The organism is Burkholderia sp. BCC1047 (assembly GCF_902833155.1).
Taxonomy (GTDB): Bacteria; Pseudomonadota; Gammaproteobacteria; order Burkholderiales; family Burkholderiaceae; genus Burkholderia; species Burkholderia sola.
The window spans coordinates 115205-130667 of sequence record NZ_CADFEH010000020.1 but is presented as its reverse complement, the minus strand read 5'-3'; the positions used below and the strand labels follow the sequence as shown (position 1 = coordinate 130667).

Here is a 15463-nt window from a genome sequence, read left to right as displayed (position 1 = left end):
CGCATGCCCGTCGCGCGTCAGTGCCGGCCCCCGCACACGGGGCAGTCGGCCTGGCGCGCGATCTTCATCGTCGTCCATTCCATTCGCAGCGAATCGAGCATCATCAGCCGCCCGCTGAGCGTCTTGCCGATGCCGCCGATCACGCGCAGCGCCTCGGCCGCCTGCATCGCGCCGATGATCCCGACGGTCGGCGCGAACACGCCCATCGTCGCGCACGCGACTTCCTCGAACGGCTGGTCTTCCGGGAACACGCACGCATAGCAGGGCGCGGCCGCGTCGCGGAAGTCGAACGTGCTGATCTGGCCGTCGAAGCGCAGCGCGGCGCCCGACACGAGCGGCACGCCGTGCGCGACGCATGCGCGGTTGATCGCATGCCGCGTCGCGAAGTTGTCGGTGCAGTCGAGCACGACGCTCGCGTGCGGCACGTGCGCATCGAGCCACGCATCGTCGACGCGCACCGCGACCGCGTTCACCGTCACCTCGGGATTCAGCTGCGCGAGCGCGTCGCGCCCCGATTCGACCTTGCTGCGGCCGACCGACGCCGTCCCGTGCAGGATCTGCCGCTGCAGGTTCGTGAGGTCGACCGTATCGGCGTCGACGAGCGTGAGCGTGCCGACCCCCGACGCCGCGAGATACATCGCGGCCGGCGAGCCGAGGCCGCCCGCGCCGACGACGATCGCATGCGCATCGAGAAAGCGCTGTTGCGCGTCGATGCCGATTTCGTCGACGAGGATGTGGCGGGAATAGCGAAGGAGTTGATCGTCGTTCATGGGGAATCGTGAGCGAGGCGGGCGGACGTTCGTTATTTTAGGCGCGCATGAAAAACGGGCCATCGCGGTCTTCCCGCGATGGCCCGTTGGATGCCGCCCGGCGCTTACTGCGGCGCCGACGCGGGCTTCGGTGCGGAAGCCGGCTTCGCGGCGCTCGCGCCCGATGCCTTCGCCGCCGTGGCGGCCTTGGCGGCCGGGCCCTTCGTCGTGCTCTCGGCGAGCAGCGACTTCGACGCCTGGACCGGCTTGCCTTCGAGCTTGTTGAGCGCCTGCTGCATCATGAAGTCGTCGGCGCTGCCGAACTCGATCGGCTTGCGATCGCGATCCTTCTGGCGCTGCTCCGGCGTCTTCTTGTCGTTCTGCTCCTCGAGAATGCGCAGCTGATCCAGCCGGCGCTGCTCGCGCTCTTCCTGTTCCTTCTTCTCGTTCGGGTCCTGCGTGTTCGCGAGGTGGTTCGTGTAGTCGACCTCGCGCGTCACGAGCACGTCGTCCGGATCGCCGTCCGCGTACTGATCGACCGGCACGTCCGGCGTGATGCCCTTGTTCTGGATCGAACGGCCGCTCGGCGTGTAGTAGTACGCGGTGGTCAGGCGCAGCGCGGTGTCGGCCGTCATCGGGCGGACCGTCTGCACCGAACCCTTGCCGAACGTCGTCTTGCCCATGATCTGCGCGCGCTTCGAATCCTGCAGCGCACCGGCGACGATTTCCGACGCGGACGCCGAATACGCGTTCGTCAGCACGATCATCGGCACGGTCTTGAAGACCGGCGGCAGGTTCTTCAGCGGATCGCCGTCGAAGGACGGCAGGCGATAGTTGTCGTACGTATCGCGGTAGACCTGCTTCGAATCGGGGATCTGGCCGTTGGTCGACACGACGACCGAGTCGGGCGGCAGGAACGCGCCGGCCACGCCGACCGCGCTCTGCAGCAGGCCGCCGCCGTTGTTGCGCAGGTCGAGGATCAGGCCCTTCAGGTTCGGCTGCTGGCGCGCGATGTCTTGCAGCTTCTGCGCGAGATCGGGCGTCGTGCGCTCCTGGAAGCTGGTGATGCGGACGTACGCGTAGCCCGGATCGAGCATCTTCATCTTCACGCTCTGGACCTTGATGATCGCGCGCGTGACGGTGACCGGGAACGTGCGGTCGTCGCTCTTGCGGAAGATCGTCAGCGTGACCTTGGTGCCCGGCTCGCCGCGCATCTGCTTGACGGCCTTGTCGAGCGTCATGCCGCGCACCGGCTTGTCGTTGATGCGCGTGATCAGGTCGCCCGGACGGATACCGGCGCGGAACGCGGGCGTATCCTCGATCGGCGAGATCACCTTGACGAGGCCGTCTTCCTGCGAGATCTCGATGCCGAGGCCCGCGAAGCGGCCCTTCGTCTGCTCCTGCAGTTCGTCATAGTCGGTCTTGTCGAGGAACGACGAGTGCGGGTCGAGGCTCGACACCATGCCCTTGATCGCGGCCGTCAGCAGCTTCTTGTCGTCGACCGGTTCGACGTACTCGCGCTTGATCTGCCCGAATACTTCCGCGAACAGGCGGAGCTGGTCGAGGGGAAGCGGCGCCGTGGCGGTCTGCTCGGCCGATGCGGAAACCTGCAGCGTGGCGAACACGCCCGTGGCGAGGCCCGCGGCAATCAGGCCGATGTTCTTCAAATTCATTCGCATAGAGAGTCTGGTGCGGTCGGGAAGCGCGTGGCGGTAGCGGGGATGTAGCGGACAAGTATAACTGTTCGTCCGATTACTCAGTGGAACGGCGCGAAAAGCGTCGAAAAGGCCGCTGAGGGCCCGGCCGGGGCGCCGCCGGGCGCGCTGCGGGGTTCGAAAGCGGATTCGACCGCGGCAGGGCCGGGAAGGTTCGCGCGGCGTGCGGGCCGAGGCCGGAGCCCGGCGCCGCGCCGGGCGTCAGCCCGCCTTGCCCTGCTTCGCGACGGCGGCCTGCGCCTGCGCGATCGCGTCCGCGTCGCCGAGGTAGTAGTGCTTGATCGGCTTCAGGTTCTCGTCGAGTTCATACACGAGCGGCACGCCGTTCGGGATGTTCAGGCCGACGATGTCGCTGTCCGAGATGCCGTCGAGGTACTTGATCAGCGCGCGCAGCGAGTTGCCGTGCGCGGCGATCAGCACTTGCTTGCCGGCGCGCACCGCCGGCGCGATCGACTCGTTCCACAGCGGCAGCACGCGCGCGACCGTGTCCTTCAGGCATTCGGTGAGCGGCAGCTGCTCGCGCGGCACCTTCGCGTAGCGCGGATCGTTGAACGGCGCGCGCTCGTCGGTCGGCTCGAGCGCGGGCGGCGGCGTGTCGTAGCTGCGGCGCCACACGAGCACCTGCTCGTCGCCGAACTTCGCGGCCGTTTCCGCCTTGTTCAGGCCCGACAGCGCGCCGTAGTGGCGCTCGTTCAGGCGCCACGAATGGACGACCGGCAGGTACATCAGGTCCATCTTGTCCTGCACGTGCCACAGCGTGCGGATCGCGCGCTTGAGCACCGACGTGTACGCGATGTCGAACGTGTAGCCGGCCTCCTTGAGCAATTCGCCGGCCTGGTAGGCCTCGTTGCGACCCTGTTCGGTCAGGTCGACGTCGACCCAGCCGGTGAAGCGGTTTTCCTTGTTCCACGTCGATTCGCCGTGGCGGATGAGAACGAGTTTGTACATGGATCTTGCGGTCGGTAGTGAGAGGGAAGCGGGGCGCGTCGCGCGGCGCCCGGACCGGGCCCGCCATCGCGCAAGGCGGTTATTTTATAATGGCCGGATTGTCCTCATCCGATTTCTCTTTTTCCGGCGACATTCCGTGACGTTCTTTACCAATTACACGAACCTGGCCCTTATCGCGATCCTGCTGGTTTCCGGCGGCCTGCTGGCATGGCCGGCCCTGCGCCGTGGCCGGGGCGGCCTGTCGGCCGCGGAGGCGACGCAGCTCATCAATCGCCGCAACGCGGTCGTGATCGACCTGCGCGCCGCGTCCGATTTCGCCGCCGGCCACCTGCCGTCGGCGCGTCAGGTCGCGGCGGGCGAGATCGGCGCGAAAATTGCGCAGGTCGCGAAGAACAAGAGCACCCCGGTGCTGCTCGTCTGCCAGAACGGCCAGCAGTCGCAGAAGGCGGCGCGCGAGGTCGAGGCGGCGGGTTACGCCGAGGTGCACGTGCTCGAGGGCGGCGTGGCCGCCTGGCAGCAGGCCGGGATGCCGGTCGTCAAACAAGGAGTGGCGAAGTGAACAAGGTTTTGATGTACAGCACGCAGGTGTGTCCGTATTGCATGCAGGCCGAGCGCCTGCTGAAGCTGCGCGGCGTCGAGCAGATCGAGAAGGTGCTGATCGATCGCGATCCGGCCCGCCGCGAGGAAATGATGACGCGCACGGGGCGCCGCACGGTGCCGCAGATCTATATCGGCGACACGCACGTCGGCGGTTACGACGATCTGTCGAAGCTCGACCGCGAAGGCGGCCTCGTGCCGCTTCTGCAAGCGGCCTGATTAGGGCAGAATGGCCGCCGGCCGCGCCGCGGCTTGGGCGCGCAGGATTCATCCGTGGCGGCCGGCGAACAGCCGGGCCCGCCCCGTCACCACTTTTAGGGAAACACCATGTCCGACGTCGAAAACCAACCGTTCTTCAACATCCAGCGCGTCTACCTGAAGGATATGTCGCTCGAGCAGCCGAATTCGCCGGCGATCTTCCTCGAGCAGGACATGCCGTCGGTTGAAGTCGAAGTCGACGTCAAGGCCGACCGCCTCGCGGAAAGCGTGTTCGAAGTCGTCGTGTCGGGTACCGTCACCGCGAAGGTGAAGGACAAGGTCGCGTTCCTGATCGAAGCGAAGCAGGCCGGCATTTTCGACATTCGCAACATTCCGGACGAACAGCTCGATCCGCTCGTCGGCATCGCGTGCCCGACGATCCTGTTCCCGTACCTGCGCTCGAACATCGCCGACGCGATCACGCGCGCCGGCTTCCCGCCGATCCACCTGGCCGAAATCAACTTCCAGGCGCTGTACGAGCAGCGTCTCGCGCAGCTTCAGCAGCAGGCCGGCGCGGCAGGTGCACCGAACGGCGCGCCGAATGGCACGACGCTGAACTGACGTTTCACTCGGACCGGTGCTGGGTATGAAAGTAGCCGTTCTCGGCGCCGGTGCCTGGGGCACCGCGCTCGCGGGCCATCTGGCCGCGCGGCACGATACGCTTCTGTGGGCGCGCGACGCCGCGCTCATCGCCGGGCTGCAGGCCCGGCACGAAAATTCCCGCTATCTCGACGGCATCGCGCTGCCTGACGCGCTGCGCTACGACGCCGATCTCGGCGCCGCGCTCGCGCATGGCGCCGCGGACGACGCGCTGTGCGTGATCGCCGCGCCGGTGGCCGGGCTGCGCACGCTGTGTCACGCGATGCGCGACGCGGGCTGCGTGCCCGCGCACGTCGTCTGGGTCTGCAAGGGTTTCGAGGCCGACACGCATCTGCTGCCGCATCAGGTGATCGCGGCCGAGCTGCCCGAACAGCAGAGCAACGGCGTGCTGTCGGGGCCGAGCTTCGCGCGCGAGGTCGGTCAGTCGCTGCCCGTCGCGTTGACGGTGGCGAGCGCGTCGGCCGAATGCCGCGAGCGCACGCTCGCCGCGTTCCATCACGGCGCGATGCGGATCTATACGGGCGACGACGTGGTCGGCGTCGAGGTCGGCGGCGCGGTGAAGAACGTGCTGGCGATCGCGACCGGCATTTCCGACGGCCTCGGCCTCGGGCTGAACGCGCGCGCCGCGCTGATCACGCGCGGCCTCGCGGAAATGTCGCGGCTCGGCGTGGCGCTCGGCGGCCGCGCGGAAACCTTTACGGGCCTCACGGGCCTCGGCGACCTGATCCTTACCGCGACGGGCGACCTGTCGCGCAACCGCACGGTGGGCCTGCAACTGGCGGCCGGCCGCACGCTGAACGACGTCCTCGGCGCGCTCGGCCACGTGGCCGAAGGCGTGCGCTGCGCGCAGGCCGTGCTGGCGCTCGCGCGCGCGCAGTCGATCGACATGCCGATCACGCAAGCCGTGTGCGGTGTGCTGTTCGACGGGATCGCGCCGCGCGACGCCGTCAGCGGCCTGCTGCGCCGCGACGCGCGCGCCGAGTAGCACGGGCCGCGATCGCCCGGCACGATTGCGCCGGGCGCGCGGCGCCAAAGCGGACTACGCTTGAATCGTCTCCGGCGTTCCGCGAGGGTGTCATGCTGCAGATCCATTCCACCACGCTCGATGCGCAACGCGTCGACATCACGACGCTCGACGTCGATGCGATCGTCAACGCGGCGAACGGCTCGTTGCTCGGCGGGGGCGGCGTCGACGGCGCGATCCACCGCGCGGCCGGCCCCGGCCTGCTCGCCGAGTGCCGCATGCTCGGCGGCTGCGACACCGGCGACGCGAAGCTCACGCGCGGCCACGGGCTGCCGGCGCGCTACGTGATCCACGCGGTGGGGCCGGTCTGGTACGGCGGCGCACGCGGCGAGGCCGATCTGCTCGCGTCGTGTTACCGGCGCGCGATCGAACTGGCCGAAGAAGTCGCCGCGACGTCGATCGCATTTCCGGCGATCAGTTGCGGTATTTATCGCTATCCGGCCGGCGAGGCCGTCGACATTGCAGTCGGTACCGTCGCCGAAATGCTGCCGCAGGCGCCGAGCCTCGCACGCGTGATATTCGCGTGCTTTTCCCCCGACATCTACGACCTGTACCGCGCTCGGCTCGCGCGAACCTGACGCCTTCAGCGCCGCGGGTCGCGCCCGGCGCGCGTCAGGCGCCGCCCTCGAAGCCGGCCTGGCGCCACGCCTCGAACACGACCACCGCGACCGTGTTCGACAGGTTCAGGCTGCGGTTGTCCGGCCGCATCGGCAGGCGCACGCGCTGTTCGCTCGGGAAGCGTTCGAGCAGCTCGGCGGGCAGGCCGCGCGTTTCCGAGCCGAACACGAACCAGTCGCCGGGCAGGAACGCGTGATCGTGGAAGCGGCCCGAGCCGCGCGTCGTGAACGCGAACATCCGCGCGGGATCGGGCGCTTCGGACGCGACGAACGCGTCCCAGTCGCGGTGCACGCGCATCTGCGCATACTCGTGATAGTCGAGGCCGGCGCGACGCATCCGCGCGTCGTCGAGCGGAAAGCCGAGCGGCTCGATCAGGTGCAGGTGCGCGCCGGTGTTCGCGCACAGGCGGATCACGTTGCCGGTGTTCGGCGGAATTTCGGGGGCGACGAGGACGACGTTGAACATGTTTCGGTTTGGCTGGGCCGACGGGGCCGCGCGATGCGCGCGGGCTCCCGGCCGGCCGGTTCGTGACGGCCGCCCGCGGGCGGCCTCTCTATCTAATTAATCCCTGGCGGTGCGCAGCGCAACCAGATTCGTCACGCGCACGGCGCCCGCCGCCTTCAGCGCCTGCGCGGCCGCCGCGAGCGTCGCGCCGGACGTCATCACGTCGTCGACGAGCGCGACGTGGCGGCCGGCGACGCCGCCTGCCACCGCGAAAGCCGCCATCACGTTGTCGCGCCGTGCGTGCCGGTCGAGCCGCGACTGCGGCGCGGTGTCGGCGACGCGCGCGAGCAAGGCGGCCTCCGCCGGCACGCCGAGCCGGCGCGCGAGCGGCCGCGCGATCGCCCACGCCTGGTTGTAGCCGCGCGCGACGAGCCGCCGGTGCGACAACGGCACCGGCGCGACGAGATCGAAGCCGCTCGCGCCGCGCGTATCGTCGACCAGCCGTGCAAGTCGGGCCGCGAATTCGCCGCCGAGCGCGAGCCGCGCATGAAACTTCAGGCCGCGCGCGAGCCCGTCGAGCGGCGCGCGGTAATCGGCGAGCGCGAGCGTCGCGTCGAACGGCGGCGGCGCGGTGCGGCACGTTTCGCACCGGTACGCGGACGCGCTACCGACGCGGCTGCGACCGCCGCCGCGTGACCGCGCGTGCCCGACACCGAGCGGCACCGCGCACACCTCGCAGCGCAGCCGCGCTTCATTCCAGTACGCGGCATCGCAGGCGCCGCAAATCACCGTGTGTGACAAATTGCCGCACAACGCGCAGCGATTCGGCAACGTGACCGCGGCGACGCGCACGACCAGCGCGCGAACCTGCGACAAAACGACGCGCATCGTGCGCTCGGCGGAACCGCGGACCATCGCAACACTCCTGGCATGCCGCCTCAATGAAGCTTGCGAGGCGAGCGAGTATACTTCGGGCTCTTCGCCAGTGTGCCCGACATGTCCCCAGCTTCGACTTCAACCGGCCGTCCGGCCAATGACGGCAGGCGCCTGCGGCGGATCTTCGACCGCCGTGCCGCCACGTTCGACGCGGTTGCGTTCCTGCCGCGCGAGATCGCGCAGCGGATGAACGAGCGCCTCGAATACATCAAGGTGAGCCCCGCGGCCGTGCTGGACGCGGGCTGCGGCCCGGGCGACGACCTGCCGGCGCTGCGCGCGCGCTTTCCGGAAGCGCCGGTGTTCGGCGTGGACCTGTCCGGCGCGATGCTCGCGCGGGCCGGTCAGCGCGAGGTCGAGCAGACCACCTGGCGCCGCTGGCTGCCGGCGTCGCTCGGCCGGGCGCTGGGCCAGCGCGGCCCGCGCGTCGCGCAGGCCGACTTCGCCGCGCTGCCGTTTGCCGGCGGCGCGTTCGACCTGATCTGGTCGAATCTCGCGCTCCACTGGCATTCGCGTCCCGATACCGTCTTCCCCGAATGGCAGCGCGTGCTGCGCGTCAATGGGCTGCTGATGTTCAGCACGCTCGGCCCCGACACGCTGCGCGAGCTGCGCGCGGCCTGCGCGGACGCCGAAGCGGCGCTCGGCGTCGCGCCGCCCGCCGCGCGCGTGATCGATTTCGTCGACATGCACGACCTCGGCGACATGCTCGTCGAGAGCGGCTTCGAAATTCCCGTGATGGACCAGGAAGTGCTGACCGTCACCTACCAATCCCCCGATACGCTGCTCGCCGACGTGCGCCGCTGGGGCGCCTATCCGTTCGCGCGCACGGCGCCGCAGCATGCGACGCGGCGCTTTCGCGCGGCGCTCGGCGATGCGCTCGACGCGCGCCGGCGCGAGGACGGCACGATCCCGCTCACGTTCGAGGTGATCTACGGCCACGCATGGAAGGCCGTGCCGCGCACGACCGCGGAAGGGCACGGGATCGTGCGCATCGAGGACATCGGCAAGGGGCGTCCGAAGAATCGGTAAAGCGGTAAAGAGGGGTTTTGTTATGTCCGAAATTAGCGGCGCAAAGCGGGGTCGAATTGGCGGCAAAAACGGCCGGAAAGCTTGTCGCGCTTGGCTTGGCGGGCGATAGGCGCTTGCTTGTGGATGCCATTGAACCCGCCTATAATGCGTCAGCTTGTCGTCCCGGGGTCCCCGCAATACGGGGCGACGAGTCCGATGCAGGCATGCATCGCATGCCATTCGCGTGAGGCGGCGATGGAAGCAGCGAGCGTTTTGGCGAAGACGGCGGACAGCGAACCGGTCCTCGAAGACTGGCTGATGAAACGCAACTGTTCGGTGTCGCCACGCCAGTTCGTGCTGTTTTATGCGTCGCTCGCGGGCTTCTCGCTGGCGATCGCGGCGTTGCTGATGTGGAGAGGGGCCTGGCTCGTCATGCCCTTCACCGGCATCGAGTTGCTCGCGGTGGGTGTCGCATTTGCGATCTATGCTCGCCATGCGGTCGATTACGAGCGCATCAGGCTGTTTCCGCACCGGCTCGTGATCGAGCGGATGGATGCGGAGCGGCTCACGCAGATCGAATTCAACCCGCGCTGGGTGCGGGTCGAGCCGGGTGCGACGCCACGCGATCCGATTCGACTGGTATCGCGCGGGCAGACCGTCGTAATCGGGCAGCATCTCGCGCAGTACAAGCGTGCGCAGTTCGCCGACGAACTGCGCGTGTCGCTCAGGCGCTGCGGCTGACGAGGCGCGGTCATCGGCCGGAACAGGCCGGCGGCTTGCGACGGGGGAGGGTTTGAATGGAAATTTTGGGTAAGGATGCTATGAAAACAATCAAGCGAGCCCTCGCGGGCGTGCTGGCATGCAGCGGATTGCTCTTTGCCGGTGCGGCCCTGGCGGTCGGTGATAGCCCGGGCGGCCCCCGTGTCAACGAGATCAACTTTCAGCCGCCTGTCACGAAGATCGCCGAGGAGCTCTACGATCTCCACACGATGATGCTGATCCTGTGTACGGTGATCTTCGTCGGCGTGTTCGGCGTGATGTTCTATTCGATCTTCGCGCACCGCAAATCCAAGGGCCACAAGGCCGCCAATTTCCATGAAAGCACGACCGTCGAGATCATCTGGACGATCGTGCCGTTCGTCATCGTCGTGCTGATGGCGCTGCCGGCGACGAAGGCCGTCGTCGCGATGAAGGACACGACGAACGCCGATCTCACGATCAAGGTCACCGGCTACCAGTGGAAGTGGGGCTACGACTACGTGAAGGGCCCGGGCGAGGGCATCGGCTTCCTGTCGACGCTGACCACCCCGCGCGACGAAGTGATGGGCAAGAAGCCGATCACCGACACCTATCTGCAGGAAGTCGACAATCCGCTCGTCGTGCCGGTCAACAAGAAGATCCGCATCATCACGACCGCGAACGACGTCGTCCACTCGTGGTACGTGCCCGCGTTCGGCGTGAAGCAGGATGCGATCCCCGGCTTCGTGCGCGACACGTGGTTCAAGGCCGACAAGGTCGGCACGTTCCGCGGTTTCTGTACCGAGCTGTGCGGCAAGGAGCACGCGTACATGCCGGTCGTCGTCGAAGTCCTGTCGGACGACGACTACGCGAAGTGGGTCACCGCGCAGAAGGCGAAGCTGGCCGGCGCGGCGGTCGATCCGAACAAGGTCTACACGATGGCCGAACTCGTCGCGCACGGCGAGGAAGTCTACAAGGCGAACTGCGCGGCCTGCCACCAGGTGAACGGCAAGGGCCTCGGCGCATTCCCGGCGATGGACGGCAGCCCGATCGTGAACGGCCCGATCGCCGCGCACGTCGAGCGCGTGCTGCACGGCAAGGGCGCGATGCCGTCGTGGGCATCGCTGTCGGACCTCGACATCGCTTCGGTCGTCACGTACGAACGCAACTCGTGGGGCAACCACAAGAACGACCTGCTGCAGCCGAAGCAAGTGGCCGACGCACGCAACGGCAAGCTGCCGGAAGACACGGCAGGCGCGGCGACGGCAGCGGCCCCGGCCGAAGCGGCTTCGGCGCCGGCGCAAGCCGCGTCGGGTGCCGAGCAACCGGCGGCAGCGGCATCGGCCGCGCTGTCGACGATCTACTTCGAGACGGGCAAGAGCGTGCTGCCGGCCGACGCGAAGGCGGCGATCGCCGCCGCGGCCGACTATGCGAAGGCGCATCCGGACGCGAAGCTCGCGCTGTCGGGCTTCACCGACAAGACGGGCTCGGCCGACGCGAACGCCGAACTGGCGAAGCATCGGGCGCAGGCCGTGCGCGATGCGCTGAAGGCAGCAGGCGTGGCGGAAGACCACATTATTCTCAAAAAGCCGGAAACGATCACGGGCGGGGCTGACGCGAAGGAAGCCCGGCGTGTCGAGATCGGCCCGGCGGCTTGACGTGTCGCTGAGTTAGTCGACGTATTCGCATTAGGAGATTCTCATGTCTAGCATCGGGCACGACGTAGCCGCGGACCACGCGCACGACGACCACGCGCACGAAGCCCCGCACGGCTGGCGTCGCTGGCTGTTCGCCACCAACCACAAGGACATCGGTACGCTGTACCTGCTGTTCTCGTTCATCATGTTCCTGTCGGGCGGCGTGATGGCGCTCGGCATTCGTGCCGAGCTGTTCGAGCCGGGCCTGCAGATCATGCGTCCGGAGTTCTTCAACGAACTCACGACGATGCACGGCCTGATCATGGTGTTCGGCGCGATCATGCCGGCGTTCGTCGGCTTCGCGAACTGGATGATTCCGTTGCAGATCGGCGCATCCGACATGGCGTTCGCGCGGATGAACAACTTCAGCTTCTGGCTGCTGCCGGTCGCGGCCGTGCTGCTGGTCGGTTCGTTCTTCGCGCCGGGCGGCGCGACGGCCGCCGGCTGGACGCTGTACGCACCGCTGTCGACCCAGATGGGCCCGGGCATGGACTTCGCGATCTTCGCGGTCCACATCATGGGCGCGTCGTCGATCATGGGCGGGATCAACATCGTCGTGACGATCCTGAACATGCGCGCACCGGGCATGACGCTGATGAAGATGCCGATGTTCGCGTGGACGTGGCTGATCACCGCGTACCTGCTGATCGCCGTGATGCCGGTTCTGGCAGGCGCGATCACGATGGTGCTGTTCGACCGCCACTTCGGCACGTCGTTCTTCAACGCGGCAGGCGGCGGCGACCCGGTGATGTACCAGCACATCTTCTGGTTCTTCGGCCACCCCGAGGTGTACATCATGATTCTGCCGGCGTTCGGGATCGTGTCGCAGGTGATCCCGGCGTTCGCACGCAAGACGCTGTTCGGCTATAGCTCGATGGTGTACGCGACGGCATCGATCGCGATCCTGTCGTTCATGGTCTGGGCGCACCACATGTTCGCGACGGGCATGCCGGTCACCGGCCAGCTGTTCTTCATGTACGCGACGATGCTGATCGCGGTGCCGACGGGCGTGAAGGTGTTCAACTGGCTCGCGACGATGTGGCGCGGCTCGATGACGTTCGAAACCCCGATGCTGTTCGCGATCGGCTTCCTGTTCGTGTTCACGTTCGGCGGCCTGACGGGCCTGATGCTCGCGATGGCGCCGCTCGACATCCAGTATCACGGCACCTATTTCGTGGTCGCGCACTTCCACTACGTGCTGGTGGCCGGCTCGCTGTTCGCGCTGTTCTCGGGCTGGTACTACTGGGCGCCGAAGTGGACGGGCTGGATGTACAACGAGACGCGCGGCAAGATCCACTTCTGGGCGTCGATGATCTTCTTCAACCTGACGTTCTTCCCGATGCACTTCGTCGGTCTCGCGGGCATGCCGCGCCGCTATGCGGACTACCCGGCGCAGTTCACGGACTTCAACCAGGTGGCGACGATCGGTGCATTCGGCTTCGGCCTCGCGCAGGTGTACTTCCTGTTCGCGGTCGCGCTGCCGGCCTACCGCGGCGGCGGCGACCTGGAAAAGGCGTCGGACAAGCCGTGGGATGGCGCGACGGGCCTCGAGTGGACGGTGCCGAGCCCGGCTCCGTTCCACACGTTCGAGCAACCGCCGCACGTCGAGTAAGTTTCACCGAGCGTTCCGCCGCTGCCTGCCGCGCAGGCAGGCGCGGCGGGGCGCGGAACGGAAGTTTCAGCGAAGTTTCAGATGACCCGGAATCCATCAGAAAGACGAACGCCCGAGCAGATTCGCGCGGGCAACAAGCGGCTCGGCCTCACCCTGCTCGTCATCGCCGCCGTTTTTTTCGTGGGTGTCGTGATCAAGCAGTGGTGGCTGTCCACCCACTGATGCAGCAACTGACGCAGTAGCGAGGAAGTCGTCGTATGTCGAAGCCGGAAGAGCCGGAAGCGGGCGCCGTGGATCGCGCGTTCAATCGTTCGATGCTGGTGAAGCTCTTCGTCGTGGCCGGGCTGATGTTCGGTTTCGGCTTCGCGCTGATCCCGATGTATCGGGCGATCTGCCAGATCACCGGCATCAACAATCTGGTGCAGCGCGATGTCAGCGAGCGCGAGGTGAAGAACTCGCAGGTCGACACCAGCCGCACGGTGTCGGTCGAGTTCGATGCGAACGCACGCGGGCCGCTCGGGTTCAAGCCTGAGCACAACAGCCTCGACGTGCATCCGGGCGAACTGACGACGATCGTGTACGACGTGACGAACGGGCAGGGCCGGCCGGTCGTCGCGCAGGCGATTCCGAGCTACGCGCCGAAGCAGGCGACGGAGTTCTTCAAGAAGATCGAATGCTTTTGCTTCACGCAGCAGACGCTGACCGCGAACGAGTCGCGCAAGATGCCGGTGGTGTTCGTGATCGACCCGAAATTGCCGAAGGACGTGAAGACGATCACGCTGTCGTACACGTTCTTCGAGCTGAATACCCCGGCCACGCCGGCACCGGCGCAGCGCAGTACGGCGGCGGCGCAGGGTGCGGCGAAGCCGGACGCATGACGAAGGAGACGGGGCGATGACGGAAACCAAGCGGAGCGGGACGTTCGGTCAGGCGCTGAAAGCGGTGCTGTGGTCGTTCTTCGGGGTGCGCAAGCGGCGCGATCTGGAGGCCGATGCGACGCAGCTCAATCCGCTGCACGTGCTGATCGTCGCGTTGCTCGCGGCCGGCATGTTCATCGGCGTGCTGATCCTGATCGTGCGTGCGGTGGTGGGTTGAGGGCGCACGGCTAGTGGTGCGCGGTTAGCGGCCAGCGGCCCGCGGCCATGAAAGAATGCAGTGCGCGGCGCTACGGCGCGGCGTGCGGGAAAGAGCGGTGGCGGTCTCGCCGCGCAAGAAATAAAGCCGGAGCGGTTTCCGGTACACAAATTGGACTGAAGTGGAGAATCAAGCATGAGCGGTCAAAACCAGACCCCGTACTATTTCGTGCCGCATCCGTCGCAGCATCCGATCAGCGCGGCCATCGGCCTGCTGGTCATGCTCGGGTCGGCCGCGCTGTGGATCAACGGTCACGACTGGGCGCCGTTTACGGCGCTGCTCGGCCTGCTGTGGTTGCTCTTCACGCTGTATCACTGGTTCGGCGACGCGATCGCCGAATCGGAAGGCGGTCATTACGGCAAGAACGTCGACAAGTCGTACCGCTGGAGCATGAGCTGGTTCATCTTCTCGGAAGTCATGTTCTTCGGCGCGTTCTTCGGCGCGCTGTTCTATGCGCGTGAAATCGCGCTGCACCAGCTCGGCAGCCTCGACTACAAGCTGATCTGGCCGGACTTCTCCGCCGTGTGGCCGAACGAAGGCCCCGCCGCGCTCGCCGGTCACTTCAAGACGATGGGCCCGTGGCCGATCCCGACGCTGAACACCGCGTTCCTGCTGTCGTCGGGCGTGACGCTGACGATCTCGCACCACGCGCTGCGCGACGACCATCGCAAGAAGGCGATCGCGTGGCTCGCCGCGACGCTCGTGTTCGGTATCTGCTTCCTGTTCCTGCAGGGCTTCGAGTACTACCACGCATACAATGAACTGAACCTGACGCTGAACTCGGGCGTGTACGGTTCGACGTTCTTCCTGCTGACCGGCTTCCACGGCTTCCACGTGTTCCTCGGCGGCACGATGCTCGCGGTGGTGCTGGTGCGGATGATCCGCGGCCACTTCAAGCCCGATCATCACTTCGCATTCGAAGGCGCCGCGTGGTACTGGCACTTCGTCGACGTCGTCTGGCTCGGCCTGTACGTCGTCGTCTACTGGCTGTAAATGGAAAAACGGCCCGCGCAGCGATGCGCGGGCCGTTTTCATTGGTGTCGCGGGCGCGGCGGCGACGCTGCGCGCGACACCACCCTGGCGCCGCCGCGACTCAGTCAGGCGGCGCTTTTACTTGGTGGCGCGGCCGTGCGGCTAAATGTCACAGCGGCCGGCGCGGCGACGGCATCAGCGCCCGATCGGCAAACCGGTCGAATGGATCCAGCCCATCCAGTTCGCGAACAGGATGAGCAGGAACAGCGACACCGACAGCCCGACGCGGGTGGCGAGCGACCAGACCATGCGCTTCGTATGGCCGCGGTCGTGCATCATGAAGTAGAGCGCCGAGCCCATGCTGGCAATGATGAGGACGAAGGCGATGGGAACGAGTATGTGCATGACGCGAACCG

At 67.1% G+C, this 15463-nt stretch carries 19 protein-coding genes; 13 read left to right on the top strand and 6 right to left on the bottom strand.

Features of this window, described 5'->3' with window-relative positions:
- Positions 1-17 precede the first annotated feature (17 nt).
- The 3 genes from moeB to gpmA form a co-directional block, all read right to left on the bottom strand.
- The gene (moeB, locus tag HWX55_RS21100) at positions 18-770 is read right to left on the bottom strand and encodes a molybdopterin-synthase adenylyltransferase MoeB (protein WP_175977146.1); all 753 of its coding nucleotides are present in this window, start codon (positions 768-770) and stop codon (positions 18-20) included.
- Positions 771-874: 104 nt separating this feature from the next.
- Entirely contained in the window at positions 875-2428 is a 1554-nt protein-coding gene (locus tag HWX55_RS21095) for a S41 family peptidase (protein ID WP_050014777.1), read from the bottom strand.
- A 237-nt stretch (positions 2429-2665) separates the two neighbouring features.
- Positions 2666-3412, bottom strand: a complete 747-nt coding sequence (gpmA, locus tag HWX55_RS21090) for a 2,3-diphosphoglycerate-dependent phosphoglycerate mutase (protein ID WP_050014779.1) — start codon at positions 3410-3412, stop codon at positions 2666-2668.
- Positions 3413-3548: 136 nt separating this feature from the next.
- Between gpmA and HWX55_RS21085 the strand changes: the two genes are divergently transcribed.
- The 5 genes from HWX55_RS21085 to HWX55_RS21065 all read left to right on the top strand — a co-directional run bounded on the left by HWX55_RS21085 (position 3549) and on the right by HWX55_RS21065 (position 6469).
- Positions 3549-3971 carry a rhodanese-like domain-containing protein gene (locus HWX55_RS21085; RefSeq protein ID WP_006481558.1) on the top strand — a complete coding sequence of 141 codons (423 nt, stop codon included), beginning with the start codon at positions 3549-3551 and terminating at the stop codon, positions 3969-3971.
- Positions 3968-4228: a glutaredoxin 3 gene (grxC, locus tag HWX55_RS21080; protein ID WP_006477722.1), complete on the top strand. Its 261-nt coding sequence runs from the start codon at positions 3968-3970 to the stop codon at positions 4226-4228. Before HWX55_RS21085 ends, grxC begins: the two co-directional genes overlap by 4 nt.
- A gap of 108 nt (positions 4229-4336) precedes the next feature.
- Positions 4337-4828: a protein-export chaperone SecB gene (gene secB, locus HWX55_RS21075; RefSeq protein WP_006481561.1), complete on the top strand. Its 492-nt coding sequence runs from the start codon at positions 4337-4339 to the stop codon at positions 4826-4828.
- Between the two features lie 25 nt (positions 4829-4853).
- Entirely contained in the window at positions 4854-5852 is a 999-nt protein-coding gene (locus HWX55_RS21070) for an NAD(P)H-dependent glycerol-3-phosphate dehydrogenase (RefSeq protein ID WP_050014785.1), read from the top strand.
- 92 nt (positions 5853-5944) lie between these two features.
- A complete protein-coding gene (locus HWX55_RS21065; RefSeq protein WP_175977145.1) occupies positions 5945-6469 on the top strand; it encodes an O-acetyl-ADP-ribose deacetylase in 525 nt (174 codons plus the stop codon).
- Positions 6470-6503: 34 nt separating this feature from the next.
- On the opposite strand, the gene trmL is transcribed toward HWX55_RS21065, so the two are convergent.
- Both trmL and HWX55_RS21055 read right to left on the bottom strand, forming a co-directional pair.
- The gene (gene trmL, locus HWX55_RS21060) at positions 6504-6974 is read right to left on the bottom strand and encodes a tRNA (uridine(34)/cytosine(34)/5-carboxymethylaminomethyluridine(34)-2'-O)-methyltransferase TrmL (RefSeq protein ID WP_175977144.1); all 471 of its coding nucleotides are present in this window, start codon (positions 6972-6974) and stop codon (positions 6504-6506) included.
- Between the two features lie 96 nt (positions 6975-7070).
- Positions 7071-7868 (bottom strand): phosphoribosyltransferase family protein, encoded by a 798-nt coding sequence (locus HWX55_RS21055; RefSeq protein ID WP_175977143.1) that lies wholly within the window; start codon positions 7866-7868, stop codon positions 7071-7073.
- An 81-nt stretch (positions 7869-7949) separates the two neighbouring features.
- On the opposite strand from HWX55_RS21055, the gene HWX55_RS21050 reads away from it, so the two are divergent.
- The 8 genes from HWX55_RS21050 (at position 7950) to HWX55_RS21015 (ending at position 15068) form a co-directional block, all read left to right on the top strand.
- Entirely contained in the window at positions 7950-8915 is a 966-nt protein-coding gene (locus HWX55_RS21050) for a methyltransferase domain-containing protein (protein ID WP_175977142.1), read from the top strand.
- A gap of 195 nt (positions 8916-9110) precedes the next feature.
- Positions 9111-9635: a DUF2244 domain-containing protein gene (locus HWX55_RS21045; protein WP_050014795.1), complete on the top strand. Its 525-nt coding sequence runs from the start codon at positions 9111-9113 to the stop codon at positions 9633-9635.
- Between the two features lie 56 nt (positions 9636-9691).
- Positions 9692-11290 carry a cytochrome c oxidase subunit II gene (gene coxB / locus HWX55_RS21040; RefSeq protein ID WP_175977141.1) on the top strand — a complete coding sequence of 533 codons (1599 nt, stop codon included), beginning with the start codon at positions 9692-9694 and terminating at the stop codon, positions 11288-11290.
- A gap of 43 nt (positions 11291-11333) precedes the next feature.
- Entirely contained in the window at positions 11334-12941 is a 1608-nt protein-coding gene (ctaD, locus tag HWX55_RS21035; RefSeq protein WP_050014798.1) for a cytochrome c oxidase subunit I, read from the top strand.
- An 81-nt stretch (positions 12942-13022) separates the two neighbouring features.
- The gene (locus HWX55_RS21030; protein ID WP_089435671.1) at positions 13023-13163 is read left to right on the top strand and encodes a cytochrome oxidase small assembly protein; all 141 of its coding nucleotides are present in this window, start codon (positions 13023-13025) and stop codon (positions 13161-13163) included.
- Between the two features lie 35 nt (positions 13164-13198).
- Positions 13199-13819 carry a cytochrome c oxidase assembly protein gene (locus tag HWX55_RS21025; RefSeq protein ID WP_175977140.1) on the top strand — a complete coding sequence of 207 codons (621 nt, stop codon included), beginning with the start codon at positions 13199-13201 and terminating at the stop codon, positions 13817-13819.
- Positions 13820-13835: 16 nt separating this feature from the next.
- Positions 13836-14036 carry a DUF2970 domain-containing protein gene (locus HWX55_RS21020; RefSeq protein WP_175977139.1) on the top strand — a complete coding sequence of 67 codons (201 nt, stop codon included), beginning with the start codon at positions 13836-13838 and terminating at the stop codon, positions 14034-14036.
- Between the two features lie 174 nt (positions 14037-14210).
- A complete protein-coding gene (locus tag HWX55_RS21015) occupies positions 14211-15068 on the top strand; it encodes a cytochrome c oxidase subunit 3 (RefSeq protein WP_006477734.1) in 858 nt (285 codons plus the stop codon).
- Positions 15069-15242: 174 nt separating this feature from the next.
- On the opposite strand, the gene HWX55_RS21010 is transcribed toward HWX55_RS21015, so the two are convergent.
- The gene (locus HWX55_RS21010) at positions 15243-15452 is read right to left on the bottom strand and encodes a twin transmembrane helix small protein (protein WP_006477735.1); all 210 of its coding nucleotides are present in this window, start codon (positions 15450-15452) and stop codon (positions 15243-15245) included.
- Positions 15453-15463 lie beyond the last annotated feature (11 nt).

What these genes read in the sequence shown, in the direction of transcription:
- moeB (WP_175977146.1), bottom strand. Translation starts at nt 770, where the DNA reads ATGAACGACGATCAACTCCTTCGCTATTCCCGCCACATCCTCGTCGAC.
- HWX55_RS21095 (WP_050014777.1), bottom strand. Translation starts at nt 2,428, where the DNA reads ATGCGAATGAATTTGAAGAACATCGGCCTGATTGCCGCGGGCCTCGCC.
- gpmA (WP_050014779.1), bottom strand. Translation starts at nt 3,412, where the DNA reads ATGTACAAACTCGTTCTCATCCGCCACGGCGAATCGACGTGGAACAAG.
- secB (WP_006481561.1), top strand. Translation starts at nt 4,337, where the DNA reads ATGTCCGACGTCGAAAACCAACCGTTCTTCAACATCCAGCGCGTCTAC.
- HWX55_RS21070 (WP_050014785.1), top strand. Translation starts at nt 4,854, where the DNA reads ATGAAAGTAGCCGTTCTCGGCGCCGGTGCCTGGGGCACCGCGCTCGCG.
- HWX55_RS21065 (WP_175977145.1), top strand. Translation starts at nt 5,945, where the DNA reads ATGCTGCAGATCCATTCCACCACGCTCGATGCGCAACGCGTCGACATC.
- trmL (WP_175977144.1), bottom strand. Translation starts at nt 6,974, where the DNA reads ATGTTCAACGTCGTCCTCGTCGCCCCCGAAATTCCGCCGAACACCGGC.
- HWX55_RS21055 (WP_175977143.1), bottom strand. Translation starts at nt 7,868, where the DNA reads ATGGTCCGCGGTTCCGCCGAGCGCACGATGCGCGTCGTTTTGTCGCAG.
- HWX55_RS21050 (WP_175977142.1), top strand. Translation starts at nt 7,950, where the DNA reads ATGTCCCCAGCTTCGACTTCAACCGGCCGTCCGGCCAATGACGGCAGG.
- HWX55_RS21045 (WP_050014795.1), top strand. Translation starts at nt 9,111, where the DNA reads ATGCAGGCATGCATCGCATGCCATTCGCGTGAGGCGGCGATGGAAGCA.
- coxB (WP_175977141.1), top strand. Translation starts at nt 9,692, where the DNA reads ATGGAAATTTTGGGTAAGGATGCTATGAAAACAATCAAGCGAGCCCTC.
- ctaD (WP_050014798.1), top strand. Translation starts at nt 11,334, where the DNA reads ATGTCTAGCATCGGGCACGACGTAGCCGCGGACCACGCGCACGACGAC.
- HWX55_RS21030 (WP_089435671.1), top strand. Translation starts at nt 13,023, where the DNA reads ATGACCCGGAATCCATCAGAAAGACGAACGCCCGAGCAGATTCGCGCG.
- HWX55_RS21025 (WP_175977140.1), top strand. Translation starts at nt 13,199, where the DNA reads ATGTCGAAGCCGGAAGAGCCGGAAGCGGGCGCCGTGGATCGCGCGTTC.
- HWX55_RS21020 (WP_175977139.1), top strand. Translation starts at nt 13,836, where the DNA reads ATGACGGAAACCAAGCGGAGCGGGACGTTCGGTCAGGCGCTGAAAGCG.
- HWX55_RS21015 (WP_006477734.1), top strand. Translation starts at nt 14,211, where the DNA reads ATGAGCGGTCAAAACCAGACCCCGTACTATTTCGTGCCGCATCCGTCG.
- HWX55_RS21010 (WP_006477735.1), bottom strand. Translation starts at nt 15,452, where the DNA reads ATGCACATACTCGTTCCCATCGCCTTCGTCCTCATCATTGCCAGCATG.